A 26,999-nucleotide genomic window follows, 5' to 3' on the forward strand; every position below is an offset into this window, starting at 1 on the left:
GAAAAAACCATGTTGAAAGCTTACCGTGAACATGCAGCAGAACGCGCTGCCCTGGGCATCCCGCCATTGCCGCTGGATGCCAAGCAAGTGGCCGAGTTGATCGAACTGATCAAGAACCCACCCGCTGGTGAAGATGCCTTCCTGATGGATTTGTTGACCCACCGCGTGCCACCTGGCGTGGACGACGCCGCCAAGGTCAAGGCGTCTTTCCTGGCCGCTGTGGCCCATGGTGAAGTCCAAGTTGGCTTGATTTCCAAAGCCAAAGCCACGGAACTGCTGGGCACCATGGTGGGGGGCTACAACGTGCACCCCCTGATCGAGTTGCTCGACAGCGCCGAAGTCGCCGGGGTGGCCGCTGAAGCCCTGAAGAAAACCCTGTTGATGTTCGACTTCTTCAACGACGTCGCTGAAAAAGCCAAGGCCGGCAACGCCAAGGCCAAAGAGGTCATGCAAAGCTGGGCCGACGCCGAGTGGTTCACCAGCCGCCCCGAAGTCGAGAAAAAAATCACCGTCACCGTGTTCAAGGTGCCTGGCGAGACCAACACCGACGACCTGTCGCCCGCGCCCGACGCCTGGAGCCGCCCCGACATTCCGCTGCACTACCTGGCCATGCTCAAGAACACCCGCCCCGGCGCGGCGTTCAAGCCTGAAGAAGATGGCAAGCGCGGCCCCATGCAGTTCATTGAAGACCTGAAGAAAAAAGGCCATCTGGTGGCCTACGTGGGCGACGTGGTCGGCACCGGCTCCAGCCGCAAATCGGCCACCAACAGCGTGATCTGGGCCACCGGCCAGGACATCCCGTTTGTGCCCAACAAGCGTTTTGGTGGCGTGACCTTGGGCGGCAAGATCGCGCCCATCTTCTTCAACACCCAAGAAGACTCCGGCGCCTTGCCGATTGAAGTCGACGTGTCCAAGCTCGAAATGGGTGATGTCATCGACATCCTGCCCTACGACGGCAAGATCGTGAAGAACGGCGCTACCGTCACCGAGTTCAAACTCAAGAGCGATGTGCTGTTCGACGAAGTGCGCGCTGGTGGCCGCATCAACTTGATCATTGGCCGCAGCCTGACGGCCAAGGCCCGCGAGTTCCTGGGCTTGCCCGCTTCCACTGTGTTCCGTCTGCCCACGCCGCCAGCCGCCACCAAGGCCGGTTTCACATTGGCCCAGAAGATGGTTGGCCGCGCTGTGGGCCTGCCAGAAGGCCAGGGCGTGCGCCCCGGCACTTATTGCGAACCCAAGATGACCACCGTGGGCTCACAAGACACCACCGGCCCGATGACCCGTGACGAGCTGAAAGACCTGGCTTGCCTGGGTTTCAGCGCCGACATGGTGATGCAGTCGTTCTGCCACACCGCCGCTTACCCCAAGCCTGTGGATGTCAAAACCCACCGCGAACTGCCCGCCTTCATCAGCAACCGCGGTGGCGTGTCGCTGCGCCCCGGTGACGGCGTGATCCACAGCTGGCTCAACCGCCTGTTGTTGCCTGACACCGTCGGTACCGGTGGCGACTCGCACACCCGTTTCCCCATTGGTATCAGCTTCCCAGCGGGCTCCGGTTTGGTGGCCTTCGGCGCTGCCACTGGCGTGATGCCTCTGGACATGCCTGAATCGATCCTGGTCCGCTTCAAAGGCGAAATGCAGCCCGGCGTGACCCTGCGCGACTTGGTGCATGCCATTCCCTTGTTCGCCATCAAGAAGGGCCTGCTCACGGTGGCCAAGTCCGGCAAGATCAACGAGTTCTCGGGCCGTATCCTGGAAATCGAAGGCCTGCCCAACCTGAAGGTCGAGCAGGCGTTTGAGTTGTCCGACGCGTCTGCCGAGCGTTCGGCTGCGGGTTGCACGATCAAGCTCAACAAAGAGCCGGTCGAGGAGTACCTGAAGTCCAACGTCGTGCTCATGAAGAACATGATCGCCGACGGTTACGCCGACGCCCGCACCCTGGCCCGCCGCATCGAGAAGGTCGAAGCCTGGTTGGCCAATCCCCAGCTGCTCGAAGCCGACAAGGACGCCGAATACGCGCATGTCATCGAGATCGACATGAACGAGATCAAAGAGCCGATCCTGTGCTGCCCCAACGATCCGGACGATGCCAAGTTCCTGTCCGAAGTCGCTGGCACCAAGATCGACGAAGCGTTCATCGGTTCGTGCATGACCAACATCGGCCACTTCCGCGCCGCGGCCAAGCTGCTCGGCGGCAGCCGCGACATCCCCGTCAAGCTGTGGGTTGCCCCACCGACCAAGATGGACGAGAGCGAGCTGATCAAGGAAGGCCACTACGCCAACTTTGGCGCAGCCGGTGCCCGCACCGAGATGCCCGGCTGCTCGCTGTGCATGGGCAACCAGGCCCAGGTGCGCGAAGGCGCGACCGTGGTGTCCACTTCCACCCGCAACTTCCCCAACCGCTTGGGCAAAAACACCAACGTGTTCTTGGCCTCGGCCGAATTGGCAGCGATCGCGTCCAAGCTGGGGCACATCCCCACTGTCGCCGAATACCACGAGGCCATGGGCATTGTGAACAAGGACGGTGCCGCGATCTACAAGTACATGAACTTCAACCAGATTGAAGAGTACGTGGAGAACGCCAAGGGCGTGACCGCCTGATCGCCTTCGAAAGCGAGTCTTCAAGCCCCCGCGCTGAAAAGCCCGGGGGCTTTTTTGTCGTCTACACAGGTGACAGACGGGCTGACCCCTTGGCTTTAGGCTTTGCACTTCTACTTGTCACGCCAAGGACCCCGCCATGAAAACCACCACCCTGGGCAAAAGCCCTCTGAAAGTGTCCCGCCTGTGTCTGGGCACCATGATGTTCGGCGACCAGACGCCGCTGGAAGATGCCCGGCGCATTGTGGCCGATGCACAGGAAAAAGGCTGCAACTTCATCGACACCGCCGACATTTACAGCCTCGGCAAGTCTGAAGACATGGTGGGCCAGGTCCTTCAGGGGCATCGCCACCGTTGGGTGCTGGCCAGCAAGGTCGGCAATCCGATGTCGGACCAACTCAACTGCCAAGGCTACTCGCGCAGCTGGATGATGCGTGCCTGCGAGGACAGTTTGCGCCGCCTGGGCACCGACCACTTGGACATTTATTACCTGCACCGCGACTACAACGGCATGGACTTGGAGGAGCCCTTGCGGGCCATCGAGGCTTTGCTGCGCGACGGCAAGATCCGTTACTGGGGTGTGTCCAATTTCAGGGGCTGGCGCATTGCCGAGATGGTGAACATGGCCCGCCAGATGAACATGCCCGGCCCGGTGGTGTGCCAGCCTTATTACAACCTGCTCAACCGCTTGCCCGAGGTGGAAATTCTGGAAGCCTGCGGCCATTACGGTTTGGGTGTGGTGCCTTACAGCCCGATTGCGCGTGGCGTGTTGACGGGCAAATATGCACCCGGTCAGGCCCCCGCCCAGGGCAGCCGCGCAGCGCGTGGTGACAAGCGCATCATGGAAACCGAATTTCGCGAAGAGTCGCTGCAGATTGCCCAAACGCTGCGACAGCATTGCGAGGCCAAGGGCGTGTCGCTGGCGCACTTTGCCACCGCCTGGGTGCTGGCCAACCCCCATGTGAGCGCAGTCATCGCCGGGCCGCGCACGCTGGCGCAGTGGCAAGACTATGCGGGCGCTTTGGAGGTGACGATTACTGCCGAAGACGAAGCCTTGGTCAACAGCCTCGTGGCGCCCGGGCATCCGTCGACGCCCGGTTACAACGACCCTTCTTACCCTTTGAACGGGCGCTGAAATCCGCGTGTGTGTTGGCCTCTGACGGTTGCAGTGGGCATCGATGCGCCAAAGGGGTGATTGACAAACACCTCTTGATTTCTGTACAGTCTGTACGGAAATCAAGGAGTTCGCCATGTCAGACACCCCGCAATACGGCCTCGAACAAGCCCGGGCGCAGCTGCCGCTCATCGCCTCCGAGGCGGTGGCGGGCTACAGCAGTGTGATCACGCGCCACGGCAAGCCGGTGGCGGTGGTGGTGCCAGTGGCGCAGTGGCGTGAGGAGCAGATCCGCTCCAGGCAAGGGGGTGTTCTGGCTTTGCGTGGCTCGGGTCGAGGCCTGTGGCCCGAGGGCGCAGCCCCCGCAGTGGCCCAGCTGCGCGATGAGTGGGCTTGAGCGGTGGGAACCCGTGGCCGAGTCCGTGCTTCGGCATCGCTGTGGTGCGGCCTGAGCGAGGGCGCCACCGTGCTGGTGGACACCGCGCCCTGGATTTACCTGCTCGAAGACCATGCCGAATTCGCGCCCCGTTTTGTGGGTCTTTTCGAAGCCGCAGATCGCGGCCAGATTCAGCTGGCCTTGAGCACCGTGACCTTGGCCGAAGTGCTGACCGGTCCTTTCAAGGCGGGCCAAACGGCCTTGGCCAAACGCTACGAGACGGCGCTGGGCGCTTACCAGGTGGTGCCCTTGTCCGCAGCGGTGGCCAGCCTGGCGGCGCAGTTGCGGGTGCAGTACCGCCTCAAGCTGCCCGATGCGGTGCAGCTGGCTTCGGCGCTGCAGATCGGCGCGGCGGCCCTGGTCACACATGACCGCGACTTTTCTGCGGTGCAGGGCTTGCCGGTGTTGATGGGCGCATGACAGATGCGCCTGCGCCTCCATCCGCGCAGGGGCTCAGAACATCCGCGCGATCAAAGCACCCTCGGCCGGGCCGTCCAGCGGAATCCACACCTTGAGCGGATTGCCCGCAGCCACCTCGATGGCTTCGCCGGATTCGCTTTTCATGTGCGTCAGCGGCAGTTTGCGGTTGCCGCTGGGGTGAATGACCTCGATCGTGTCGCCCACCGCGAAACGGTTTTTGGTCTCGACCAGCGCCCAGCCATCACCCACCTCACGCACTTCGCCCACAAACTGGCTGCGGTGTCCCACCGAGTGGCCGGTTTCGTAGTTCTGGTAGTCCTGCGCGGGGCGGCGCTCCAGAAAGCCCGAGGTGTAGCCGCGTGAGGCCAGACCGTCGAGTTCACTGATGAGTTCGGGGTTGAAGGGGCGACCGGCCACGGCGTCGTCGATGGCGCGGCGGTACACCTGCGCGGTGCGGCTCACGTAATACAAACTCTTGGTGCGGCCTTCGATCTTGAGCGAGTCCACCCCGATCTTGACCAGGCGCTCGATCAGCTCCACCGCACGCAGGTCCTTGCTGTTCATGATGTAGGTGCCGTGCTCGTCTTCCATGATCGGCATGAGCTGACCAGGACGTCCAGCTTCTTCGATCAGGTACACCTTGTCGGCGGCGGGGTGGCGCTGGCCGTCGCCGCAGGCCGAGAAAGCTTTGTCGGCGTTTTCCTGTTCCTGCTCGAAGTTGAAGTCACCCGCCATGCGCACGGGCTGGACCTCGCCGGAGTCGGTCTCGTCGGTGGCTTCTTGGGTGCCGTAACTCCAGCGACAAGCGTTGGTGCAGGTGCCCTGGTTGGGGTCGCGCCGGTTGAAGTAGCCCGACAACAGGCAGCGGCCCGAATACGCGATGCACAACGCGCCGTGCACAAAGACTTCGAGCTCCATGTCGGGGCATTCCTGGCGGATTTTTTCGATCTCGTCCAGACTCAGTTCGCGGCTCAGGATGATGCGGGCCACGCCCACCTTCTGCCAGAACCTCACCGCCGCCCAGTTGACGGTGTTGGCCTGCACCGACAGGTGGATGGGCATTTCGGGCCATTTCTCGCGCACCATCATGATCAGGCCCGGGTCGGCCATGATCAGGGCGTCTGGCTTCATGGCGATCACCGGCTCGATGTCGCGCAAATAGGTGCGCACCTTGTCGTTGTGCGGCAGCAGGTTGCTGGTGACAAAAAACTTTTTCCCCCGGGCGTGCGCTTCGGCAATGCCGATGCCGATCTGCTCCAGCTTGAATTCGTTGTTGCGTGCCCGCAGGCTGTAGCGCGGCTGGCCCGCATAGATGGCGTCGGCACCAAAGTCGTAAGCGGCGCGCATTTTGTCGAGCGAGCCCGCTGGCAATAAAAGTTCGGGGGATTTGATCGTGGTCATGGTTTTCAATTTTCCAATTTTTTGAGTCCTTCAAGCCCGGGCACAATTGACCTATGACAAGAAATGAGCGCAATCCGGTGGTGATCGCAGGCGGCGGTATCGGCGGGCTGGCGGCGGCCCTGGCCTGTGCGAGGCAAAGGGTGCCAGTGCAATTGCTGGAGCGAGCCACCCAGCTCAGCGAGGTGGGCGCGGGCATCCAACTTGGGCCGAATGTGACGCGCATCTTGCAGGCCTGGGGTCTGGGTGCGGCGCTGGCGCAGGTGGCGGCTTTCCCCAAGCAGCTGCAAGCGCGCGACGCCCAAACCGGGCAAGTGCTGGGCACGCTGCGCCTAGGGGAAAGGGCGCAAGCGCTGTATGGCGCGCCTTACGCCACCATCCACCGGGCGGATTTGCAGGGCCTGCTGCAGCGGGCGGTGCAGGATGCAGGCGTGGCATTGCATTTGGGACAGACCGTGCAAGGCTGGTACGAAACCGAAGCGGCTTTGCAAGTGAACACGGCAGAAGGCCTGAGCCTGCAGGCCAGCGCCCTGATCGGGGCCGACGGTATGTGGAGCGCGGTGCGCCAGCAACTGCTGGGCGATGCCCCGGCGCGCTTTACCGGGCACCTGGCTTACCGGGCGCTGGTGGCGCAGGCCGATTGGCCTGCGCACTTGCGCAGCGACCAGGTCACCGTGTGGATGGGGCCGCGCCTGCATGTGGTGCATTACCCGGTGCGCAGCGGGCAGTGGCTCAATCTGGTGGCCATCGTGCACGGCGTCAAACCCGACCAAGCTCAAGACTGGGACCAGGCCGGGCACACCCAGGCGCTGATGCAGGCCATGGGCGCGGTGGGCCGTGATTTGCACGAGCGGTTGGCATCGGTGCCCGCTTGGCGGCAATGGGCGCTGCACGACCGCTCGCCAGTGAGTGCTGCCAGCCAGATGGCCCAAGGCCGCGTGGCCTTGCTGGGTGATGCGGCGCACCCCATGCGGCCTTATTTGGCACAGGGCGCGGGCATGGCCATTGAAGACGCGCAGGCTTTGGCGCAGTGCCTGAGTGTGGGCAACGCGATGGTGCCCGAGCAACTGCAGGCTTATGCCGAGCAACGCTGGGCGCGCAATGCTCGCGTGCAGGCCCGGGCGATTCGCAACGGCCGCATCTTCCACGCCCAGGGCGCTGTCGCGCTGGGGCGCAACCTGTCGATGCGGCTCATGGGTGAGCGGGTGATGGATGTGCCTTGGCTTTACGCAGGCGGATCAGAGGTTCATGGCTTCAACGGCAATGCCCTTTGACGCTTGCCAGTGAGGGCAAACAGCGCATTGCCCACCGCTGGGGCCAGCGGCGGCACGGCCGGTTCGCCCACGCCCGCCGGGTGGCGGGTGCTGGGCACGATGTGGGTTTCCACCGTTGGTGCCTGGCTGAGCGTGACCATGGGGTAGCTCGGAAAATTGCCTTGCTGCACCACGCCGCCCACGATGTCGATTTGCCCGTACAGTGCGGCGCTCAGCGCATAGACCACGCTGCTTTGCATTTGCTGGGCCACGGTGTCCGGGTTGACCACGGTGCCGCAGTCGATGGCGCACACCACGCGGTGCACGCGGATCTGGCCTTGCTCGACCGAGACCTCCGCCACTTGCGCCACGATAGAGCCAAAAGACTTGTGCAGCGCGATGCCTTGCGCGCGGCCTGCGGGCAAAGGCTTGCCCCAGCCTGCTTGGGTGGCTGCCAGCTGCAGCACCGCCGCATAACGCGGCGCGTCTTTCAACAGCTTCAGGCGAAAGGCCAGCGGGTCTTGTTTCGTGGCCACGGCCAGTTCGTCGATGAAGCTTTCCGAGAAGAAGGCGTTGTGCGAATGGCCCACCGAGCGCCAAAAACCCACGGGCACGCCCGACTTCGTGGCCACATGGCTCATGTGCTGGTTCAAAAAGCCGTAGGGCAGATCGAACAGACCCTCTGATGTGGTTTTGTCGGGCATGTCGATGGGGCCCGACAGGTGCGGTGCGGCGCGTGCCATCCAGCGCGGGGTGATGGCGTCGCCCGCCGACTTGATGCGCAAACTGCTGACTTCGCCTTGCGCGTCGATGGACGCCTGGAATTTGGCCAGGTGCATGGGGCGGTAAAAGTCGTGGGTCATGTCTTCTTCGCGCGACCAGACCAGTTGCACGGGCGCGCCCTTGCAGGCCATGGCCACTTGCACGGCTTGCCCGACAAAGTCGACCTCCAGCCTGCGGCCAAAACCGCCGCCCAACAGCGTCACATGCACGGTGACCTGGTCTTCTTTGACCCCGGCCACTTTGGCGGCCATGGCCCGCGCCATTTGTGGCACCTGCGTGGGCACCCAAACTTCGACTTTGCCGTCTTTCACCCGCGCGGTACAGTTCATCGGCTCCATGGTGGCGTGGGCCAGGTAGGGCGCTTGGTACAGCGCGTCGATGCGGCTGGCCGCCGTTTGCTCGGCCTTGAGTGGCAGGCCTTGCTCGTGGAAGGTGAAGCCGCTTTCGGTGTTCAGGGCCTTGAGCAGGTCAGCCTGGATGCGGGTGGTGTCCAAGGCTTGATGGCCCGATGAAGCCCCCGGTGTAGGCCACTGCACCTTCACCGCTTGTGCGCCTTGGCGCGCTTGCCAGGTGTTTGTAGCGACCACCGCAAAGCCACCCGTTCCGCCACCCCAGGCGTCCAGCGCCACCACCTGGCTCACACCCGGCAAGGCCAGCGCGGCTTGGGTGTCCATGGGGGCGGCTGCGCCACCCAGCACGGGGTTCATGCGCACGGCCGCAAACAGCAGGCCGGGCAAGCGCACGTCCATGCCGAACTGCGCTTGGCCTGTGACTTTGGCGGGGATGTCGCTGCGCGCGGCACTTTGGCCGATCAACTTCCAGTCCTCGCGGGTTTTGGGGGCGATGTTCGGCGGTGTGCTGCCCGCAGCGGCTGCACCCATTTGGCCGTAATGTGCCTTTTGGCCCGAGGTATGTTGCATCACGCCATCGCGCACGGTGATCTCGCTGGCGGGCACCTTCCACGCGGCAGCAGCGGCCTGCACCAGGCTGGCGCGTGCGGTGGCGGCGGCCATGCGCAGCGGCTCCCACAGGTCGGCCACCGAAGACGAGCCGCCCGTGGCGTTGATGCCCAGCTCGCGGGCGATCTTGCCCACCATCCACTCGGCCAGTTTGATCTTGGTGGGCTTGTGCTCGCCTTCGCTGTCCAGCGGGTGAAAGGGCAGGCTGGCCACCAGCATCGCCACGTTGCCGTAAATGCTGTCGGCTCCGGCTTGTTCCAGGCGCACGCGGTTCAGGGGCACATCGAGTTCTTCGGCCACCAGCATGGCCAGCGCGGTGTGCACGCCTTGGCCCATCTCGCTGCGCGGCATGGCCAGCACCACGGCACCATCGGCGGCGATCTTGATCCAGCCGTTCAGGGCCACATCGCCTTGTGTGGGCAGCATCAATTCGGGCGAGCCCAGGCGCGAGCGGGCGGGCATCGCGCCCCAACCCACCACCAGTGCGCCGGTAGCGCCCAGGGCGCTCAAAATCCAGGTGCGGCGTTTCATGCGGCACCACCTTTCTTCAGTTCAGCCGCAGCCCGGTGGATGGCCGCCCGCACACGCTGGTAAGTGCCGCAGCGGCACAGGTTGGTCATGGCCGCGTCAATGTCGGCATCGCTGGGCTGTGGGTTTTTGTCGAGCAAGGCGGTTGCAGCCATCAGCATGCCGCTTTGGCAGTAACCGCATTGCGGCACCTGCTCGGCGATCCACGCGCTTTGCAAGGGGTGGGGCTTTTCTGCCGAGCCCAAGGATTCGATGGTTTTGATGGGTTGATTGGCCACAGCAGACACAGGCATGACGCAAGAGCGCACGGGCTGGCCGTCCACATGCACCGTGCAGGCTCCGCAAGCGGCGATGCCGCAACCGAATTTGGTGCCCGTGAGATTCAGTTCATCGCGCAGCACCCACAGCAGGGGCGTGCTGGGGTCGGTGGTGACGGTTTGGCTTTGGCCGTTGATGTTCAGTTGCATGTGCTCTCCCCGTTGGTGCAAGCGGGCATGTTAGTGCAAATGAATGCACCTGTTGACCGCAGCTTGATCGTGAGGGGGCTGGGTCACAGCTGCGTGCGCAGCGTCCAGATTTCCGGAAAGAGCACAGTGTCCAGCATCTTGCGCAAATAGCTCACGCCGCCCGTGCCGCCCGTGCCGCGCTTGAAGCCGATCACGCGCTCCACGGTGGTCACATGGCGGAAGCGCCACAGGCGGAAGGCGTCTTCCAGATCGGTCAACTCTTCGCCCAGCTGGTACAGGTCCCAGTGCTGCTGCGGGTTGCGGTAGACCACCAGCCAGGCGTTCTCGATCGCCTCGCTGGCCGGGTAGGGCTGTCGCCAGTCTCGCTGGGTGTGGGTGTCCGGCACATCCAGACCTCGGCGCTGCAAAAGCCGCAGGCATTCGTCGTACAGCGAGGGTGCTTCGTAGGCGGCCTGTACGGTGGCCGACAGGTCGGGCCGGTGCGCGTGGGGCTGCAGCATGACCGCGTTCTTGTTGCCCATCGCAAACTCGATGCATCGGTACTGCCAGCTCTGGAAACCACTCGACTGTGCAAGATACGGGCGGATGGCGCTGTACTCGGGCGGGGTCATGGTGGCCAGCACGTCCCAAGCGTGTACCAGCTGCTCCATGATGCGGCTGACGCGGGCGAGTTTTTTGAAGGCGTCGGGCAACTGGTCTTGCGCGATGTCCGCCATGGCGGACTGAAGCTCGTGCAGCATCAGCTTCATCCACAACTCGCTCGTTTGGTGCTGCACGATGAACAGCATCTCGTTGTGGTCGGGCGAGAGCGGCTTTTGTGCGTTCAGGATGGCGTCGAGCTGCAGGTAGTCGCCGTAGCTCATGCGGCCATCAAAGTCGAGCTGGGCGTGTTCTTCTTGCACGATGCGCTCGCCTTGCGCTGTGTTGGCGCTGGCTGTGTGGGCGGTGGATGAGAAAGGGCAGGAACTCATGACAGGCCTTTCAGGTGACGGCGTTCTTTTGCGCAAAGCGGGCGTCTTGCCATTCGCCACTCTGCATGACCTGGTGCAGGTGTTCTGCGGCGTGCCACACGTCGGCATAGCCGACATAGAGCGGGGTAAAGCCAAAGCGCAGGATGTCCGGGTGCTGGCCACCATCGCCCGCCCTGAAGTCGCCGATCACGCCGCGCGCGATCAGGGCTTGCACAATGGCGTAAGCGCCTTCGGCCCGGGTCAGGCTCACTTGCGAGCCGCGCAGGGCTTCTTGTGCTGGGGTGGCGATGCCAAAGCCGTGGCCGTGCAGGCGCGTGCGCACCAGTTGCATGAACAAGCCCGTGAGCGCCAGCGACTTTTGGCGCAACGCGGTCATGCCGCCCAGCGCCTCGGCGGCCAAAAAGGCGTCCAGGCCGCAGTCGAGTGCTGTGAGGCTCAAGATGGGTTGGGTGCCGCATTGGTAGCGGGTGATGCCTGCGGCAGGTTGGTAATCCGGCGTGAAGGCAAAGGGCGCGGCATGACCCCACCAGCCGGCCAGTGGCTGCCAAAAGCGATCGGTGTGCTGGGGGTGCACCCACACAAATGCAGGCGCACCGGGGCCGCCGTTCAAGTATTTGTAGCCGCAGCCCACGGCAAAGTCGGCACCTGAGCCGTTCAGGTCAACGGGCACCGCGCCCGCGCTGTGCGCCAGGTCCCACACGGTGAGGATGCCTTTAGCGTGGGCTTGTGCGGTTACGGCCTGCATGTTGTGCATGGCGCCCGTGCGGTAGTTCACATGGGTGAGCATGAGCACGGCCACATCGGCTTGCAGCGCAGCCGCGATCTCATCGGCTTCGACCCGTTGCAGGGTGTAACCGCGCTCTTTGCACAAGGCTTCTGCAATGTACAGGTCAGTCGGGAAGTTGCTGCGCTCGCTGACGATTTTGGTTTTGTGGGGGTGGTCGGCTTTGGCGATGTGCAGCGCGGCGGCCAGCACTTTGAAGAGGTTGATCGAGGTGCTGTCCGCCGCGATCACTTCACCCGGCTGGGCACCGATAACCCGGGCAATCTTGTCGCCCACGCGCTGGGGTAGGGTGAACCAGCCCGCAGTGTTCCAGCTTTTGATCAGGTCGGTGCCCCATTCGTGCGTCACGGCATGGGCCACGCGGGCTGGGGCGGTTTTGGGTAGCACGCCCAGCGAGTTGCCGTCCAGGTAAATCACGCCGGGGGGCAAGTCGAATTGCTCGCGCAGGCTGCGCAAGGGGTCTTGTTGGTCCAGCAGTTCGCAGTCTTGCAGGGTGGGGGTGAGGTTCATCATGTTTGGGTCTTTCAAGCATTGTTCAAAGTTCGCGCAAGACCGCCCGCACGGGGCTGGCGTCGGCGCTTATGAGTTTCAGGGGCAGGGCGATCAGCTCGTAATCGCCTTCGGGCACGTCGTCGAGCAGCAGGTTTTCCAGCACGCGCAGGCCGCGCTGGCGGATGGCTTGGTGGCTGGGCAGCTGTTTGCTGTCGGCCGGGTCGATGCTGGCGCTGTCGGTGCCGATCAGCCGCACGCCCAGGTCGGCCAGGTGCTGCACGCAGGCGGGGTCAAAGGCGGTGAGCTGGGTGTCGAAGTGTTGGTGCGGAAACTGGCGGTAGGTACGCACCAGCAGCCGCTCGGGCACGTCGTTCAGGGCGTGCTGCAGGTGGTCCATGGTGATCAAACGGCCAGCGTCCAGCGCGTGGATGACGCGGCAGCGGCCCAGAAAGGGCAGCAGGTCCAAAGAGCCTACGGCCACGCCTTGCGGGTCGTAATGCAGCGGGGCATCGGCATGTGCGCCCACATGCGGCGACAGCGTGATGGCGCTCACGTTGACGGGACAGCACTCAGAGAGCGTGGCAGCCCATTGCTGGGTGTAGGGCGTGTCGCCCGGAAAGACCGGGCTTTGCGCATCCACAGGTGGAGAAATGTCCCAAAGTTTTTTCATGGTGTGCGAAGGTAGCACCCCACAAAAAACCGTGGTGTCGGTTATTTCCAACACCCGTGAAAAAGACTTCAGACGTTCAGCGCAGGCAGGCCATGGCGGCGGCGCGCTTGTTCGCAGGCCGGGCTGCCTTCTTCAAATTCACGGCAGGGCGATGGCCGCCATTCGTAAATGCCGCAAATGGCTTTTTCGCCGGTTTTGCCATAGAGCGCCGCGCAGCGCGGCGGGCTGTGGTCGGTGCCGCGCATGCGGCAGGTGTGCTCGGTGATGGGCGAGGCCAAGCCTGCAGGCACATGGCCGCCACCTTCTTCGTATTCGTACACGGAAAAGTCCACCCGAAAACTCACACAGCAAGCGCCGCAGGTGGTGCAGTGGGACATAGGGTGAAAAGCGGGGGATGGACCCCGGATCAAGTCCGGGGTGACAGATCAGGCGTTCACGCGACCCAACAGCAAAAACTCCATGAGTGCTTTTTGCACATGCATGCGGTTTTCGGCTTCGTCCCAGACCACCGATTGCGGGCCATCGATGACTTCGGCGCTGACTTCTTCGCCACGGTGGGCGGGCAGGCAGTGCATGAACAGGGCGTCGGGCTTGGCGACTTGCATCATGGCTTCGTCCACGCACCACTCGGCAAAGGCTTTCTTGCGGGCCTCGTTTTCAGCCTCAAAGCCCATGCTGGTCCACACGTCGGTGGTGACCAGGTCAGCGCCCCGGCAGGCATCTTCGGGGTCTTTGAAGATTTTGTAGCTGTCGGCACTGCGCAAACCGGCCACAGCCTGGTCCACTTCGTAACCGCTGGGTGTGCTCAGGTGCACCGTGAAACCCAGCAATTCGGCTGCTTGCAGCCAGGTGTTGGCCATGTTGTTGCCGTCGCCCACCCAGGCCACCACTTTGCCTTGAATCGAGCCGCGGTGCTCGATGTAGGTGAAGATGTCGGCCAGGATCTGGCAGGGGTGGAACTCGTTGGTCAGGCCGTTAATGACAGGCACGCGCGAGTGCGAGGCAAAGCGCTCGATCTTGTCCTGCCCGAAGGTGCGGATCATCACCAGATCGGTCATGCGGCTGATCACGCGGGCGCTGTCTTCGATGGGCTCGGAGCGGCCCAGCTGGCTGTCGCCCGTGGTCAGGTGCACCACCGAGCCGCCCAGCTGGTACATGCCCGCTTCAAAGCTCACACGCGTGCGGGTGCTGGCTTTTTCAAAAATCATGGCCAGCGTGCGGTCAGCCAGCGGGTGGTACTTTTCGTAGGCCTTGAACTTGCGCTTGATCTCGGCGGCGCGTGCAAACAGGTGTGCGTACTCGTCGGCCGTGAGGTCGGTGAACTGCAGGTAGTGCCGCACAGGCACGGGTGGGGTCTGGCTCATACTGGCTCCGCCAAAAAGGTCTTGATCAGGGGCGCCAGAATCGCCACCACTTCGTCGGCTTCGGCCTCGGTCATGATGAGCGGCGGCACCAGGCGGATCACGCTGTCGGCCGTCACGCTCAGCAGCAGGCCGGCTTCTGCCGCGCGGCTCCAGATCGGGCCGCAGGGGCGATCGAGTTCAATGCCCAGCATCAGGCCTTGGCCACGCACTTCTTTCACGCCTTGCACGCCAGCCAGAGCCTTCTCCAGCCCACCGCGCAAATGCGCACCGACTTTGGCCGCGTTGGCCATCAGGCCGTCTTTTTCCATGATGCGGATGGTTTCGACCCCCGCACGCATGGCCAGCGGGTTGCCGCCAAAAGTGGTGCCGTGGTTGCCGGGCTGGAAGATGTGGGCGGCCTTGGGGCCGGCCACCACCGCGCCAATCGGCACACCCGAGCCCAGGCCCTTGGCCAGCGGCATCACGTCGGGCACGATGCCTGCCCACTGGTGGGCGAACCATTTGCCGGTACGGCCCATGCCGCACTGCACCTCGTCGATCATCATCAGCCAGTCTTTTTGGTCGCACAGGGCGCGTACTTGCTTCAGGTACTCGATACGCATCGGGTTGACGCCGCCTTCGCCCTGAATGGTTTCCATGAACACCGCCACCACATTCGGGTTGCCTTCGGTGGCTTTTTTCAGGGCCTCGATGTCGTTGACCGGCACGCGCACAAAGCCCTCCAACATGGGACCAAAGCCTTTTTTCAGTTTTTCGTTGGCGGTGGCGCTCAGGGTGGCGATGCTGCGACCGTGAAAGGCTTTTTCGTAAACCACGATTTCGGGTTTGTCGATGCCCTTGTCGTGGCCGTATTTGCGCGCCAGCTTGATGGCGGCTTCGTTGGCTTCCAGACCTGTGCAGCAGAAGAACACGTTCGTCATGCCTGACAGTTCGACCAGCTTGGCCGCCAGCACTTCCGAGTTGGGTACATGGAAGTAGTTGCAGCTGTGGATCATTTTGCTGACCTGGTCTTGCAAGGCAGGCACCAGATCGGGGTGGTTGTGACCCAGGGTGTTCACGGCGATACCGGCCAAAGCATCCAGGTACTGCTTGCCATTGACGTCCCAGACTCGGCAACCCTGACCATGGCTGAGTGCGATTGGCAGTCGGCCATAGGTGTTCATGGTGTGCGGTGAGGCGGCTTCAATGTGAGCGGTCATGCGTGAACTCCTGAAATAAAAATCGGCCCAATGGTGGAGGGCCGTTGAGCGAATATTTTAGAGGCTTTGCGTGACGGTTCAACGGCTTTTGTCACAAGGCTAAAGTCTTATATAAGATACAATACTTGTCTAACGAAAGCACTGGCGATCCCGGTGCTTTTGGTGTCCACTTCACCCCCTCTATCCGATGGTCTCCAACACTGCCAAAGAAGTCTTCATCCAGGGAATCACCGAGGACGGAAAGACCTTCAGACCCAGCGACTGGGCTGAGCGCTTGGCAGGCGTGATGAGCCAGTTCCGTCCGGGCGGCGCTGTTCCGGGCAGCCACTTGAGTTATTCGCCTTGGTGCATTCCGACCACCATGGGCCATGTCAAGTGTGTCGTCGTACACCGCGACCTGCGCGACCACGACGTGATGGCCTGGGACTTTGTGATGAACTTCGCCCGAGACAATGGCTTGCAGGTGGTCGAAGCTTGCTTGCTGCCCGACCCACCCCCGAAAAAATAAAACCACACGACCAACCGCCTTCGGGCGGTTTTTTCATGTGTCCTGATTTGTTGATGGTGTGGATGCCCAGATGAAACCCGCTGAGTTGGGGCTGTCGTCGGATGACGATTTTTACGAGCGAAGCGAGTCATGAGGAGTCCGGCGACAGCTCCAACTCAGCTTCCGTCATGCCGGGAAAAGCATGAAAAAACCGCCAAGGTTTGCACCTGGGCGGTTCAGTTTTCGCGGACAGCGCACCCGTTTCAAACGGCAGCGAGGACAAAGCCTCGCCGGGCTGTTGATCTGGTGGAGCGGATCAGGCTGCGGCGAGAGCCAAAGACTTGACTTTGGCGCTCAGGCGGCTCTTGTCACGAGCAGCCTTGTTCTTGTGGAAGATGCCCTTGTCGGCAATGGTGTCCACCACGGTTTGCATTTTGGCAAACAACTCGGTGGCTTTGGTCTTGTCGCCTGCTGCAACGGCTTTCTCGACGTTCTTCACAGCAGTGCGGTATTTGGAACGCAGCGAAGAGTTCGCGGCGTTGATTTTGATGTCCTGGCGGACGCGTTTGCGGCCGGAGGCAAGACGGGGGTTCTTCTTTTTGGGTTTAGCGGATGCCATATATAAGTTCTTTCAGTGTCTGAGGATGATGTCCAGCGAACCCAACATTCTAGCAGAGCCGTTGACGGGCTCAGCCGGGGACAACAGGCGGACATCACTGGGGCGGGGTATGACTCCTCCTTGGGCCATCCAGCGGACCGCTACACTCGCCCACTGTGAGCCTTCTCAGATCTGCCTCTGTCGTGTCGATTTTTACCCTCGCCTCCCGGGTCACGGGTTTGGTGCGCGAGTTGCTCATCGCCTCCATGTTCGGGGCCAGTGCCTTGACCGACGCTTTCAATGTGGCCTTTCGCATTCCCAATTTGTTTCGGCGGTTGTTTGCCGAGGGGGCCTTCAGCCAGGCTTTTGTACCGGTGCTGGCGGCCAGCCGTGCCCAGCATGGGGAAGAAGCCACCCAGGAAGTGATCGACAGCGTGGCCACGGCCTTGGCCTGGTCGGTGCTGGCTTTGTCGGTGTTGGGGGTCTTGGCATCACCCTGGCTGGTCTGGGCGCTGGCCAGTGGCTTGCAGCAAGACGCCCGGGGTTACGGCGCGGCTGTGAACATGACGCGCTGGATGTTCCCCTACATCGCCTTCATGTCCATGGTGGCCTTGTCAGCCGGTATCTTGAACACCTGGAAGCGTTTTGCCTTGCCTGCGGCCACACCCGTGCTGCTCAATGTGAGCGTGATCGCAGCGGCCTGGCTGTTGTCGCCTTGGCTCGCCAAGCAAGGCGTGGAGGCCATTTACGCTTTGCCCGTGGGGGTGATGCTGGGGGGCTTTTTACAGCTGGTGGTGCAGATTCCAGCATTGCATCGTCTGGGCTTGCTGCCCCGCTTGGGCTTGAGGCCTACCGCCGTCAAAAAGGCCTGGACCAACCCGGCCACGCTGAACATTTTGCGTCTCATGGGGCCGGCCTTGCTGGGCGTGGGTGTGGCGCAGATTTCCTTGTTGATCAACACGCAAATTGCCTCGCACCTGGCCCCGGGCAGCGTCAGCTGGCTGACCTATGCCGACCGTTTGATGGAGTTCCCGACGGCCATTTTGGGCGTGGCACTGGGCGTGGTGCTGATGCCGCAGTTGGCAGCGGCCAAAGCCACAGGCGACAGCGAGCGTTACGCCGCCATGCTTGACTGGGGTTTGCGCCTGGTGTTGTTGCTGGCGTTGCCTTGTGCAGCGGCTTTGTTGGTGTTTTCGCAGCCCCTGGTGTCGGTGCTCTACCACTACGGGGCCTTCACCGACCGCGACGTGCAGCAAACCACTTTGGCCCTGACCGGCTACGGTGTGGGCTTGCTGGGTTTGGTCGCGATCAAGGTGCTGGCCCCGGGTTACTACGCCAGCCAGGACATCCGCACCCCGGTGCGCATCGCGGTGGCGGTGCTGGTGCTCACCCAAATTTTCAACCTGCTGCTGGTGCCTCATTTGGCCCACGCCGGGCTGGCCCTGTCCATCGGTTTGGGCGCTCTCGTTAATGCCTTGTGGTTGCTGCTGGGCTTGTTGCGCCGGGGCAGTTACAAGCCGCAGCCCGGCTGGTGGCGCTTTGCTGCGCAGGTGCTGCTGGCCACGGCCTTGTTGACAGGTTTGCTGTGGTTCGCCGCGAACCATTTGCCCTGGGTGGCCATGCGTCAAGAGGCCTGGTGGCGTATCGGCTGGATGCTCGCGACCTTGCTGTGCTCGGCCCTCCTTTATTTTGGCGTCTTGTGGGCCACAGGTTTGCGTCTCAAGGCCTTCCTCAAACGCTGATGCTTGACGGATGAACATGTCTTTGAATTTTTCAGTCCCAACGCCGCTGAGCTATTTCGCCAGTCTGGTGCAAAGTGACACGGATTTTCCTGTACTCGAGGCAGCGGCCAGCCTTGCGCAGGACGAAGAGCCCACGCTGGATGTGCAGCAGGTGCTGGACGATGTGGCGCGCTTGCTCAAACGGATCAAGGGCCGCTTGCCGGCAGATGCGGACGACCTGACGCGCCTGGCCATCTTGACCCAGGTTTTCTACAAGGAAATGGGTTTTGGCGTGAACGCCAACGATTACTACGCGCCCGAAAACAGCTATTTGCACGAGGTGCTGCGCACCCGGCGTGGCTTGCCGATTTCGCTGGCCGTGCTGTGGCTGGAGTTGGCCCAGGGGCTGGGCTTGCAGGCACAGGGCGTCTCCTTTCCAGGCCATTTTCTGGTCAAAATCACGCTGCAGGGCGGTTTGGTGGTGCTGGACCCTTTGACCGGCGACTCGTTGGGCATCGACAACTTGTCGGAAAGGCTGGGGCCTTACCGCGAAGACATGGGGCCCACAACCGGCGCGGATCTGGACGAGGGCGAAACGCCTCTGGGACTTTATTTACAACCCTGCCCGCCGCGCGATTTGTTGGCCCGCATGTTGCGCAACCTGAAAGAGGTTTTCCGGTCGCAAGAAGATTGGCCTCGCATGCTGAGCGTGCTGGACCGGCTCATCGTGCTCTTGCCTGAAGCCTGGGCCGAGAGGCGAGACCGGGGACTGGTCTTGGCCGAGTTGGGGCGCAACACAGAGGCTTTGCAGGACCTGCAGGTTTATTTGCAGGCCGAACCCCAAGCGCCCGATCAGGCGGCGCTGAGGCACCGCATCGACGAGCTCTCGGGCACTTGATGACGTGGCTTCAGGCCACGACCACCTGAGCCCCTTGGCCTTGCGCAGCGATGCGGCCAATCGTGTAGACCTGTTCACCCGCAGCGCGCAAAGTGGCAGCGCAGCTTTCGGCGGTGTCAGCACCCACGACCACCACCATGCCAATGCCGTTATTGAAGGTGCGGTTCATCTCGATGTCGTCGATGCCCGCTGTTTTTTGCAGCCAGGCGAAGAGTTCGGTCTGGGGCCAGCTGCCTTTTTGCAGATGGGCGGCCAGGCCTTCGGGCAGCACGCGGGGGATGTTTTCGAGCAGGCCGCCGCCTGTGATGTGGGCCAAGGCTTTGATCGGGTGGGCGGCCAGTGCGGCCAGCACGTTCTTCACATACAGGCGGGTGGGCTCCATCAGGGCTTGCTTGAAGGGCTTGCCGTCCAGCGTGGCCGGGGCGTTGCTCCCAGCGCGCTCAATGCACTTGCGCACCAGACTGAAGCCGTTGGAGTGCACGCCGCTGGACGCCAGGCCCAGCACCACGTCACCCGCTTGAACGTTTTGGCCCGTGAGGATTTTGGATTTTTCGACCGCGCCGACGGCAAAACCGGCCAGGTCGTATTCGCCTGCCGGGTACATGCCGGGCATCTCGGCGGTTTCGCCGCCGATCAGAGCGCAGCCCGACAATTCGCAGCCCTTGGCAATGCCGCCCACCACGGCGGCGGCGGTGTCCACATCCAGCTTGCCGCAGGCAAAGTAATCCAGGAAGAACAGGGGCTCGGCGCCTTGCACCAGCACGTCGTTCACGCTCATGGCCACCAGGTCGATGCCCACGGTGTCGTGCATGTTCCACTCAAAAGCCAGCTTGAGCTTGGTGCCCACGCCGTCGGTGCCGCTCACCAGCACGGGCTCCTTGTAGCGCTTGGGCACTTCAAACAGGGCGCCAAAACCGCCGATGCCGGCCAGCACGCCTTCGCGCATGGTTTTCTTGGCCAGGGGCTTGATGCGCTCGACCAGCGCGTCACCGGCAACGATGTCCACGCCGGCGTCTTTGTAGGAGAGGGGTGTTTGGCTCATGGTTTTGGCCCGAATGGGGCATGTAAATGGGGAACGGGGGGCCAATAAACGGGCTGGCAGACTAAAATCAAGGCTTATTTTAAGGGTTAGCCCTGATCGCTTGGGACTGTCCCCCGCAAAACACGAGACCGAATGCACGCACCCCTTCCATTTTTGATGACCCGCTTGGCTGCCTGGTTGGGTGTGGCCTTGGTCGCGGTGCTGGTGTTCTGGCTGCTGGCACCCGTGTTGGCCCCCTTTGTGATCGCTGCGGTCATGGCCTATGTGCTGCACCCTCTGGTGCTTCGTTTGGAGGGCTTGGCTGCAGGGCGATTGCCACGGGCCTTGGCCGTGGTGTTCGTTGAGTTCTTGGCCATCCTGGCTTTGTTGGGCATTTTGTTGTTGTTGGTGCCAATTCTGGTGCGAGAGTGGCCACTGCTCCAGCAGCAATTGCCTGTCTTGCTGGACAAATTGGGGGATGCCATCAACCCCCTGTTGGCCCAGCTGGGCCTGAACGTGTCGCTGGACCTGCGCGACCTGAAAACCCAACTGGTGTCGTACCTGAGTGCCAACCGAGAGGATTGGTGGGCGCCGCTGATGTCTTCGATCAAGCTGGGCGGCAGTGTGGCCCTGGCCGTGCTGGGTTACGCGGTGCTGGTGCCGGTGGCCTTGTTTTACATGCTCTACGACTGGACGCGGCTGGTCAACAGTGTGGTCGAGTTGGTCCCCCCGGCCTGGCGTGAGCGTTTTGACGGTTTCATGCAGGACTGCGACCAGGTGCTGGGCGAATATTTGAGAGGTCAGTTGCTGGTGATGCTGGCATTGGCGGTGTTTTATGCCGCAGGGCTGAAGCTGTTTGGCCTCGATCTGGCTTTGCCGATCGGCGTGTTCACCGGCCTGGCCGTGTTTGTCCCTTATCTGGGTTTTGGTTTGGGGCTGGTGCTGGCGCTGTTGGCGGGCTTGTTGCAGTTTGCTTCGGCGCAGGCCGTGGTCATGGTGGCGGTGGTGTATGGCCTGGGACAACTGCTCGAGAGTTTTGTGCTCACCCCCCGACTGGTGGGCGAGCGCATCGGTTTGCACCCGCTGGCCGTCATTTTGGCCTTGATGGCGTTTGGTCAGGTGTTGGGTTTTGTGGGGGTGTTGATGGCCTTGCCCGCCAGCGCGGTTTTGTTGGTGGGCCTGCGCCGTTTGCGCCACCAATACCTTCAAAGCGATCTGTACCAAAAAAGCGGTTCGGGTGCTGCCGAGCAAGGACCCGAGCAGGCATGAAGCAGCTGGCACTGGACATCGGGCTGGCATCAAGCCCCACGCTGGACAACTTCTTTGCAGGCCCCAACGACGCGGCGGTGAGCCATTTGCGACTGTGGACCGCTTCGGTCAGCCGCTCGCCTGTGCCCACTTACCTGTGGGGTGAGAGCGGCTCGGGCAAGACGCATTTGTTGCATGCGGTGCACCACGCTTTGAGGGAGCAGGGTGCTCAGGTGGGCTGGCTGGATGCCCACACCATGCACCCGCCCGAGTTCAACGACGCCTGGGCGGCTGTCTTGATGGACGATGTACACCAGTTCAACGCCGAGCAACAGCACACCGCTTTCAACTGGTTTGTGAATGCCCTGACACCCCGCAGCGGCACGCCCCGCTGGGTGTTGGCCGCAGGCGCATTGCCACCCGCCGATTTGAAGCTGCGCGACGACCTGCGCACGCGCCTGGGTTGGGGCCATGTCCATGCCTTGCAGGTGCTGCATGAACCCGAGCGCCGCGCCGTTTTGCGCCAAGAGGCCGATGCCCGTGGTCTGTTCCTGAGCGATGAAGTCATGTCCTACATGCTCAAGCGGTTTTCGCGCGATTTGGGCAGCTTGATGCAGCTGCTGGACCACCTGGACCACTACGCTTTGCAAACGCAACGCGCCCTGACCATTCCGCTGGTCCGTGCGATGCTGGAGAATGAATGAAACTCGCGCTGTTTGACCTGGACCACACCTTGCTGCCGCTGGACTCCGACCACACCTGGGGCGTGTTCACCACCGAACTGGGCTGGACCGACCCGGCGGTGTTCAGCCAACGCAATGACGAGTTTTATGCCCACTACCAGGCGGGCACGCTCGACATCCACGATTACGTGCGGTTTGCCACCCGCGCCGCCCGCGAGCGCGGTGCGACCGAGGCTGCGCACGCTCATGCCCGCTACATGGACGAAGTGATCCGCCCGCGCATCACGCCCGAGGCGCTGGCGCTGGTACGATCGCACCAGCATGCGGGCGACACGGTGATGATCGTGACCGCCACCAACGAATTTGTGACCCGCCCGATTGCCCAGGCTTTCGGGGTCAGCGAGCTGATCGCGGTGGAGCTGGAACGCGATGCCAGTGGCTGGATCACGGGCGAGATCCGGGGCACACCGTCCTTTCGCGAGGGCAAAGTCACACGCGTCGCGCAGTGGCTGGGCCAAAAAGGCCTGGACTGGGGGGATGTGGAGATGACTTTCTACTCCGACTCCATGAACGACCTGCCGCTTCTGGAAAAAGCCCACCATCCGGTGGCAACGAACCCTGACGCTCGGTTGCGTCAGCTGGCCACAGAGCGTGGCTGGCGCATCCTCGAACTCTTTCAAGAATGATCAAACAATTCATCGACAAGCTGATGGGCAAGACGCCCAAAGGCAACAAACCCCATTTTGGCCGCCGCACCGAAGTGCCTGCATCGGTGCACGGCATCGACCCGAATCTGGTGGACGAACGCGCCATCCATGTGACGCGCACCTTGCAACAAGCCGGTTTTGAGGCCTACATCGTGGGCGGTGCGGTGCGTGACCTGCTGCTGGGCCTGCGTCCCAAAGACTTCGACGTGGCTACCGACGCCACGCCCGAGCAGGTCAAAGGCCTGTTTCGGCGCGCCTTCATCATCGGTCGGCGCTTTCGCATTGTGCATGTGGTCTACGGCCGGGGGCGTGACAACGAGGTGATCGAGGTGTCCACCTTCCGTGCACACCTGGACAACGCGGCAGCCGAGCAGGTCAAGGGCAACGAGCGCACCAGCAAGAGCGAACTGGCTGGCATGAAGCATGCGGTGGATTCGTCGGGCCGTGTGCTGCGCGACAACGTCTGGGGCCCGCAGGACGAAGACGCCACGCGCCGCGATTTCACCGTGAATGCCATGTATTACGACCCCGAGTCGCAAATCGTGGTGGACTACCACGGCGGCATCCAGGACGCGAAAAAGCGGGTGCTGCGCATGATCGGCGACCCGGTGGCCCGTTACCGCGAAGACCCGGTGCGCATCATCCGTGCCGTCCGATTTGCGGCCAAGCTCAGCCCCTTGGGCTTTAAGTTGGAAGCCAAAACCGCCAAACCCCTCACCCCGTCGGCCGCCTTGTTGGCCGATGTGCCGCAAAGCCGTTTGTTTGACGAGATGCTCAAACTGCTGCAAACCGGGCATGCGCTGGCGTCGATCGCGCAGCTGAAACATTTGGGCTTGGCCACCGGCATTTACCCCTTGCTGGATGTGGTGGTGGAGCGTGCAGACAGCCCCTTTGTGCAGGTGGCCTTGGCCGATACCGACCGCCGCGTGGGCGAAGGCAAGCCGGTCGCCCCGAGCTTCTTGCTGGCCTGTGTGTTGTGGGCCGATGTCCGCGAGGGCTGGGCCAAACGCCTGGCGCGCAGGGAGCACCCGCATCCCGCTTTGCAGGATGCGATCGACGAGGTGTTTGATGCCCGCATTGGCGATGTGTCCGGCCGAGGCAAGCTGGCCGCTGACATGCGCGAGATCTGGATGATGCAGCCGCGCTTTGAAAAGCGGGTGGGCAGCACGCCGTTCGGCCTGGTCGAGCAACCGCGCTTTCGTGCCGGTTTCGACTTTCTGCGTTTGCGTGCCGACATCGAAGAGGTGGATGTGCGCCTGGCCGACTGGTGGCAAGAGTTCAGCATGGCCAGCGATTCGGAGCGCGAAGACCTGGTGCAAGCGGCCAAGGCCGAGCAACAGGCTTTGCAATCGGCCAAGCCCCGTGTGCGCCGGGCCCCTCGTCCTGAAGGCGCTGAGGTGTCTGCGCAGGCCCCAAGCCGTCCAGCCACACACGCAGCCACAGAGGCCGATGGCGCAGACGAGGGTGCCCCCAAAAAGCGCCGCCGTCGCCGCCGCAAGCCCGGCGCTGGGGGTGACTCGGCGGGCGATGTTGCCAGCGCCGAGTGAGGCCGTGGAGTGACGGTGGCTTGATGTTGCGCGACCCCGTGACCGCCTACGTGGCGCTGGGCGCCAATTTGGGTCAGGCGCGGGCCGCCGTCCTGCAAGCCCTGCAGGCGCTGGCTTCGATCTCCGGCACGCAAGTCACAGGCCGCTCTGCGCTGTACCGCACGGCACCCCATGAAGCCCAAGGGCCGGACTTCATCAACGCGGTGGCCCGCATCGACACCCGCCTGACTGCGCCCGATTTGCTCGACGCTTTGCAGGCCATCGAAAACCAGGCGGGCCGCTTGCGCCCCTATGTGAATGCGCCGCGAAGCCTGGACCTGGACCTCCTGTTTTATGGCGACGCCCAGATGCACAGCCCCCGCCTGAACTTGCCGCACCCGCGCTGGCGCGAGCGGGCTTTTGTGCTCTACCCCTTGGCCGATGTGTGGCCGCAGCGCGTCAGTCCGCAAGACTTGGTGCGCGTGGCAGATCAAGCCATTGAGCGCTTGCCACCAATGGACCAGGAGTTGCCATGACGTTTTTCACCCAGTGGCCTGTGTCCTTGCAGACCATCGTACTTTTGCTGGCCAGCAATGTGTTCATGACTTTTGCTTGGTACGGCCACCTGCGCCACATGGCCACGGCCCCTTGGTATGCCGCGGCCTTGGCGAGCTGGGGGATTGCCTTGTTGGAATACATGTTCCAGGTGCCGGCCAACCGCATTGGTTACACGCAGTTCAGCGTGGGGCAGTTGAAGATCATGCAAGAAGTCATCACTTTGAGTGTTTTTGTGCCTTTTGCGATCTTCTACCTCAAGGAACCCTTCAAGCTGGACTACCTGTGGGCCGCCTTGTGCATGGTGGGTGCGGTTTATTTCATTTTCCGAAGCCACTGAGCGGTTCGCAAGGAGTCGGCTCAGATCGAGCGGTTAAACTCGCCGCTGTCACAAAATTGTCACCTTAGACCCTTTTCCGTTATCAGGAGCTCACCCATGCTGTTTGGCAAATTGCTGCCCAAAGAAGGCAACTTCTTCGAACTGTTCAACCAACACGCAGAGCGCATCGTCGAGGCGGCGCGGGCCTTTTCCAACCTGGTGGCCAATTACAGCGACACGCACCTGCGGGAAAAATACAACCGCGATGTGGACAATGCCGAGCACGCGGCCGACCGCGTGACCCAGGAAGTCAACCGCCTGATCCACACCACCTTCATCACACCGATCGACCGTGAGCAGATCCATGCCCTCATCAACCTCATGGACGATGTGGCCGACTTGATCCAGGACTCGGCAGAGACCATGGCGCTGTACGACGTGCGCCACATGACCGATGAAATCACCCGCTTGACCGATTTGTCGGTCAAGTGCTGCGAGCGTGTGCAGGATGCGGTCAAGTTGCTGGCCAAGATTGGCGAGCCTTCGGTGGCCGAAGCCGCTTTGAAGACCTGCGAGGAAATCGACCGCCTGGAGTCCGATGCGGACCGCGTGATGCGCAGTGCCATGAGCAAACTGTTCCGTGACGAACCCGATGTGCGCGAGATCATCAAGCTCAAGGCCATTTACGAATTGCTGGAGACGATCACCGACAAGTGTGAAGACGTGGCCAACCAGATCGAGGGCATCGTCCTCGAAAACTCCTGATCCGAACCGGGAATCCTGAACATGGAAACCGTACAAGCCGCCTTGTGGGTGGTGATCTTGCTGGTCGCCCTGGCGCTCATTTTTGACTTCATGAACGGCTTTCATGATGCCGCCAACTCGATCGCTACCGTGGTCTCGACGGGGGTGCTCAAGCCGGGGCAAGCGGTCATCTTTGCCGCCTTTTTCAACTTCATTGCCATTTTTGTCTTCCACTTGAGCGTGGCGGCCACCGTGGGCAAAGGGATTGTCCAGCCGGGCATTGTGGACACGCATGTGGTCTTCGGTGCGCTGGTGGGCGCCATCACCTGGAACGTCATCACCTGGTACTACGGCATTCCCAGCAGCTCCTCGCACGCATTGATTGGCGGCATTGTGGGGGCGGTGATTGCGAAAGCTGGCGCAGGTGCCCTGATTTCGGCCGGTATCCTGAAAACCGTGGCCTTCATTTTTGTGTCGCCTTTGCTGGGCTTCCTGCTCGGCTCCCTGATGATGGTTGTTGTGGCCCATGTCTTCAGGCGAGCTCGGCCCTCCAAGGTGGACAAATGGTTCCGTCGTCTGCAACTGGTGTCGGCCGGGGCTTACAGCCTGGGCCACGGCGGTAACGATGCGCAAAAGACGATCGGCATCATCTGGCTGCTGTTGATCGCCACAGGCTACGCCACCACGGCCGATGCCGCGCCCCCGGGCTGGGTCATCGTCAGTTGCTACCTGGCGATTGGCCTGGGCACCATGTTTGGTGGCTGGCGCATCGTCAAGACCATGGGTCAGAAAATCACCAAGCTCAAACCGGTGGGCGGCTTTTGCGCCGAAACCGGGGGGGCGATGACCTTGTTCCTGGCCACCACATTGGGCATTCCAGTGTCTACGACCCATACCATCACCGGGGCCATTGTGGGCGTTGGCTCCACCCAGCGGGCCAGCGCCGTGCGCTGGGGCGTGGCGGGTAACATCATTTGGGCTTGGATTCTGACCATTCCCGCCAGTGCGTTCGTGGCGGCCATGGCTTATTGGGTCAGCTTTCAGATTTTTGACTGA

The 26,999-nt window shown here is 62.4% G+C and carries 27 protein-coding genes; 16 read left to right on the forward strand and 11 right to left on the reverse strand.

All coding sequences use genetic code 11. From position 1 onward, the window contains the following. Positions 1-9 precede the first annotated feature (9 nt). The 4 genes from acnB (at position 10) to ACZ5RT_RS03225 (ending at position 4,568) form a co-directional block, all read left to right on the forward strand. Positions 10-2,601, forward strand: coding sequence for a bifunctional aconitate hydratase 2/2-methylisocitrate dehydratase (acnB, locus tag ACZ5RT_RS03210; protein ID WP_291926130.1), 2,592 nt, complete (start codon positions 10-12; stop codon positions 2,599-2,601). Between the two features lie 136 nt (positions 2,602-2,737). Continuing rightward, on the forward strand, positions 2,738-3,733 hold the full coding sequence (locus ACZ5RT_RS03215) for an aldo/keto reductase (protein WP_291926133.1): 996 nt from the start codon (positions 2,738-2,740) through the stop codon (positions 3,731-3,733). A gap of 115 nt (positions 3,734-3,848) precedes the next feature. Then, complete coding sequence (locus ACZ5RT_RS03220) at positions 3,849-4,109, forward strand: type II toxin-antitoxin system prevent-host-death family antitoxin (RefSeq protein ID WP_291926136.1); 261 nt, start codon at positions 3,849-3,851, stop codon at positions 4,107-4,109. 3 nt (positions 4,110-4,112) lie between these two features. Next, positions 4,113-4,568, forward strand: a complete 456-nt coding sequence (locus ACZ5RT_RS03225) for a type II toxin-antitoxin system VapC family toxin (RefSeq protein ID WP_464453481.1) — start codon at positions 4,113-4,115, stop codon at positions 4,566-4,568. 33 nt (positions 4,569-4,601) lie between these two features. Here the strand turns inward: ACZ5RT_RS03225 and trhP are convergent, their stop codons facing one another. Continuing rightward, positions 4,602-5,969, reverse strand: coding sequence for a prephenate-dependent tRNA uridine(34) hydroxylase TrhP (trhP, locus tag ACZ5RT_RS03230; protein ID WP_464453482.1), 1,368 nt, complete (start codon positions 5,967-5,969; stop codon positions 4,602-4,604). Between the two features lie 53 nt (positions 5,970-6,022). On the opposite strand from trhP, the gene ACZ5RT_RS03235 reads away from it, so the two are divergent. Beyond that, positions 6,023-7,240, forward strand: coding sequence for an FAD-dependent monooxygenase (locus tag ACZ5RT_RS03235; RefSeq protein WP_464453483.1), 1,218 nt, complete (start codon positions 6,023-6,025; stop codon positions 7,238-7,240). Here the strand turns inward: ACZ5RT_RS03235 and ACZ5RT_RS03240 are convergent. The 8 genes from ACZ5RT_RS03240 to ACZ5RT_RS03275 form a co-directional block, all read right to left on the reverse strand. Beyond that, positions 7,213-9,492, reverse strand: coding sequence for a xanthine dehydrogenase family protein molybdopterin-binding subunit (locus ACZ5RT_RS03240; RefSeq protein ID WP_464453484.1), 2,280 nt, complete (start codon positions 9,490-9,492; stop codon positions 7,213-7,215). The genes ACZ5RT_RS03235 and ACZ5RT_RS03240 overlap by 28 nt on opposite strands. Further along, on the reverse strand, positions 9,489-9,956 hold the full coding sequence (locus ACZ5RT_RS03245) for a (2Fe-2S)-binding protein (protein ID WP_464453485.1): 468 nt from the start codon (positions 9,954-9,956) through the stop codon (positions 9,489-9,491). The genes ACZ5RT_RS03240 and ACZ5RT_RS03245 overlap by 4 nt, the downstream gene beginning before the upstream one ends. A gap of 83 nt (positions 9,957-10,039) precedes the next feature. Next, on the reverse strand, positions 10,040-10,927 hold the full coding sequence (gene kynA / locus ACZ5RT_RS03250) for a tryptophan 2,3-dioxygenase (RefSeq protein ID WP_464453486.1): 888 nt from the start codon (positions 10,925-10,927) through the stop codon (positions 10,040-10,042). Positions 10,928-10,937: 10 nt separating this feature from the next. Then, positions 10,938-12,221 (reverse strand): kynureninase, encoded by a 1,284-nt coding sequence (kynU, locus tag ACZ5RT_RS03255; RefSeq protein ID WP_464453487.1) that lies wholly within the window; start codon positions 12,219-12,221, stop codon positions 10,938-10,940. A gap of 25 nt (positions 12,222-12,246) precedes the next feature. Beyond that, the gene (gene kynB, locus ACZ5RT_RS03260) at positions 12,247-12,873 is read right to left on the reverse strand and encodes an arylformamidase (protein WP_464453488.1); all 627 of its coding nucleotides are present in this window, start codon (positions 12,871-12,873) and stop codon (positions 12,247-12,249) included. A 68-nt stretch (positions 12,874-12,941) separates the two neighbouring features. Continuing rightward, positions 12,942-13,250: a YkgJ family cysteine cluster protein gene (locus tag ACZ5RT_RS03265; protein ID WP_291926162.1), complete on the reverse strand. Its 309-nt coding sequence runs from the start codon at positions 13,248-13,250 to the stop codon at positions 12,942-12,944. A gap of 48 nt (positions 13,251-13,298) precedes the next feature. Next, a complete protein-coding gene (gene argF, locus ACZ5RT_RS03270) occupies positions 13,299-14,237 on the reverse strand; it encodes an ornithine carbamoyltransferase (protein WP_464453489.1) in 939 nt (312 codons plus the stop codon). Continuing rightward, entirely contained in the window at positions 14,234-15,436 is a 1,203-nt protein-coding gene (locus ACZ5RT_RS03275) for an acetylornithine/succinylornithine family transaminase (protein WP_464453490.1), read from the reverse strand. Before ACZ5RT_RS03275 ends, argF begins: the two co-directional genes overlap by 4 nt. A 187-nt stretch (positions 15,437-15,623) precedes the next feature. Here ACZ5RT_RS03275 and ACZ5RT_RS03280 point away from each other — a divergent pair, with 187 nt between their 5' ends. Next, on the forward strand, positions 15,624-15,944 hold the full coding sequence (locus ACZ5RT_RS03280; protein ID WP_108427422.1) for a DUF3579 domain-containing protein: 321 nt from the start codon (positions 15,624-15,626) through the stop codon (positions 15,942-15,944). A 295-nt stretch (positions 15,945-16,239) separates the two neighbouring features. Here the strand turns inward: ACZ5RT_RS03280 and rpsT are convergent, their stop codons facing one another. Beyond that, entirely contained in the window at positions 16,240-16,542 is a 303-nt protein-coding gene (gene rpsT, locus ACZ5RT_RS03285) for a 30S ribosomal protein S20 (RefSeq protein WP_108427421.1), read from the reverse strand. Between the two features lie 155 nt (positions 16,543-16,697). On the opposite strand from rpsT, the gene murJ reads away from it, so the two are divergent. Continuing rightward, positions 16,698-18,263, forward strand: a complete 1,566-nt coding sequence (gene murJ, locus ACZ5RT_RS03290; RefSeq protein WP_464453491.1) for a murein biosynthesis integral membrane protein MurJ — start codon at positions 16,698-16,700, stop codon at positions 18,261-18,263. A gap of 16 nt (positions 18,264-18,279) precedes the next feature. Then, a complete protein-coding gene (locus ACZ5RT_RS03295; RefSeq protein WP_291926196.1) occupies positions 18,280-19,140 on the forward strand; it encodes a SirB1 family protein in 861 nt (286 codons plus the stop codon). A gap of 10 nt (positions 19,141-19,150) precedes the next feature. On the opposite strand, the gene purM is transcribed toward ACZ5RT_RS03295, so the two are convergent. Then, the gene (purM, locus tag ACZ5RT_RS03300; protein WP_422171913.1) at positions 19,151-20,182 is read right to left on the reverse strand and encodes a phosphoribosylformylglycinamidine cyclo-ligase; all 1,032 of its coding nucleotides are present in this window, start codon (positions 20,180-20,182) and stop codon (positions 19,151-19,153) included. A 156-nt stretch (positions 20,183-20,338) separates the two neighbouring features. Between purM and ACZ5RT_RS03305 the strand changes: the two genes are divergently transcribed. The 8 genes from ACZ5RT_RS03305 to ACZ5RT_RS03340 all read left to right on the forward strand — a co-directional run bounded on the left by ACZ5RT_RS03305 (position 20,339) and on the right by ACZ5RT_RS03340 (position 26,999). Further along, positions 20,339-21,430, forward strand: coding sequence for an AI-2E family transporter (locus ACZ5RT_RS03305; RefSeq protein WP_422171915.1), 1,092 nt, complete (start codon positions 20,339-20,341; stop codon positions 21,428-21,430). Continuing rightward, on the forward strand, positions 21,427-22,113 hold the full coding sequence (gene hda / locus ACZ5RT_RS03310; protein WP_291926185.1) for a DnaA regulatory inactivator Hda: 687 nt from the start codon (positions 21,427-21,429) through the stop codon (positions 22,111-22,113). Before ACZ5RT_RS03305 ends, hda begins: the two co-directional genes overlap by 4 nt. Next, positions 22,110-22,778 carry a histidinol-phosphatase gene (locus tag ACZ5RT_RS03315; RefSeq protein ID WP_422171918.1) on the forward strand — a complete coding sequence of 223 codons (669 nt, stop codon included), beginning with the start codon at positions 22,110-22,112 and terminating at the stop codon, positions 22,776-22,778. The genes hda and ACZ5RT_RS03315 overlap by 4 nt, the downstream gene beginning before the upstream one ends. Then, positions 22,775-24,346, forward strand: a complete 1,572-nt coding sequence (pcnB, locus tag ACZ5RT_RS03320) for a polynucleotide adenylyltransferase PcnB (protein WP_291924253.1) — start codon at positions 22,775-22,777, stop codon at positions 24,344-24,346. The genes ACZ5RT_RS03315 and pcnB overlap by 4 nt, the downstream gene beginning before the upstream one ends. 23 nt (positions 24,347-24,369) lie before the next feature. Further along, positions 24,370-24,861 carry a 2-amino-4-hydroxy-6-hydroxymethyldihydropteridine diphosphokinase gene (gene folK, locus ACZ5RT_RS03325; protein WP_464453492.1) on the forward strand — a complete coding sequence of 164 codons (492 nt, stop codon included), beginning with the start codon at positions 24,370-24,372 and terminating at the stop codon, positions 24,859-24,861. Beyond that, positions 24,858-25,220, forward strand: a complete 363-nt coding sequence (locus tag ACZ5RT_RS03330; RefSeq protein WP_291924257.1) for a DMT family protein — start codon at positions 24,858-24,860, stop codon at positions 25,218-25,220. The genes folK and ACZ5RT_RS03330 overlap by 4 nt, the downstream gene beginning before the upstream one ends. Positions 25,221-25,316: 96 nt before the next feature. Beyond that, on the forward strand, positions 25,317-25,964 hold the full coding sequence (locus ACZ5RT_RS03335) for a DUF47 domain-containing protein (protein WP_464453493.1): 648 nt from the start codon (positions 25,317-25,319) through the stop codon (positions 25,962-25,964). 21 nt (positions 25,965-25,985) lie between these two features. Further along, positions 25,986-26,999, forward strand: coding sequence for an anion permease (locus ACZ5RT_RS03340; protein ID WP_464453494.1), 1,014 nt, complete (start codon positions 25,986-25,988; stop codon positions 26,997-26,999).

It is taken from the genome of Limnohabitans sp. TEGF003 (assembly GCF_055395455.1).